A 1,381-nucleotide genomic window follows, 5' to 3' on the forward strand; every position below is an offset into this window, starting at 1 on the left:
ACCGACGCCCTCCTCACCACCACCCACCACACCCTCACCGCCTACCTCACCACCGACCGGGACACGGCCCCGGACGAGGCGGAACTGCTCGACTCCGTACGGCGCCACCTCGCCGCCGTGCTGCCCCCGTACATGCTCCCGGCGCAGTACGTGGTGCTCGACGCCTTCCCCCTCACCCCCAACGGCAAGATCGACCGCACCGCCCTCCCCGCACCCCGCCCCGCCGAGGACACCGACGACCGCGGCGACGGCCGGCCCCGCACCCTGCGCGAGGAGCGGCTGGCCGCGATCTGGTGCGCGCTGCTCGACCGGCAGGAGATCGGGGTGCACACCGACTTCTTCCAGGCCGGCGGGGACAGCCTGCTCGCGGTCCGGGTGGCCGCCGCGGCCTCCGCGGCCGGGCTACCGCTGACCCCGGGCGACCTGCTGGCCCACCCGACGATCGCCGGGCAGGCGGCGCTGCTCACCGGGCGCGGCGACGGCGACGGAACCCCCGGTGCGTCCGGCGACCAGGGCGGGCTGCCGGAGATCGAGCCGGACCCGGAGGGGCGGTATGCGCCGTTCCCGCTGACCGATCTCCAGCAGGCCTACCTGCTCGGGCGCGGTGAGGGCTTCGCGCTGGGCGGCGGTCCGGCGGTCTTCTCCGCGGAGATCGACGTGGCGGACCTGGACGTGGAGCGGCTGGAGGCCGCCTGGCAGACCATGATCGCGCGGCACGCCATGCTGCGTACCGTCTGCACCGGGGACGGCACCCGACAGCGCGTCCTCCCGGAGAGCGAGACACCTCCGTACCGCATCGCCCGGCACGACCTCCGCGACCGCCCGGAGCCGGAACGCGAGCGGCATCTCGGCGCCGTACGGGAACGCCTCGCACACCGCGTCCGGCGCCCGGACGCCTGGCCGCTCTTCGAGATCGCGACCACCCGGCTCGACGCCCGGCACACCCGTCTGCACCTCGCCATCGACCTGCTCGTCACCGACGGGGCGTCGCTGGGACGGCTGCTGCACGAGTGGGGCGTCCGCTACCAGCGTCCGGACGCCGTGCCTCCGGCACCTCCGGAGGTCTCCTTCCGCGACTACGTCCGGGCGCTGGAGCGGCTGGAGGACAGCCCCGCGTATGCCCAGGCACGCGACCACTGGCTGGCGCGGCTGCCGGACCTGCCGGAGGCGCCCGCGCTGCCGACCCGGAAGGCGCCCGGTTCCGTGCGGCAACCGCGCTTCACCACCCGTACGTTCCGGCTGGACGGCACGGCGTGGACGCGACTGCGGCAACGGGCCCTCGGTCACGGCCTCACCCCGTCCATGGCGCTGTGCTGGGCGTACGCCGCGGTGCTGCGCACCTGGTCCGGGCAGGACCGCTGCACGCTGAACGTCACCGTCA

General features: G+C 75.1%; 1 protein-coding gene. It reads left to right on the plus strand.

Annotated features, from left to right (window positions below; all coding sequences use genetic code 11):
• Positions 1–1,381 (plus strand): condensation domain-containing protein (locus HOY81_RS26995; protein WP_237323336.1); only part of this gene is annotated, 1,381 nt, incomplete at both ends.

The sequence above is a fragment of the Streptomyces sp. JJ36 genome, assembly GCF_021696945.1.
In the GTDB taxonomy this organism is placed as follows: Bacteria; Actinomycetota; Actinomycetes; order Streptomycetales; family Streptomycetaceae; genus Streptomyces.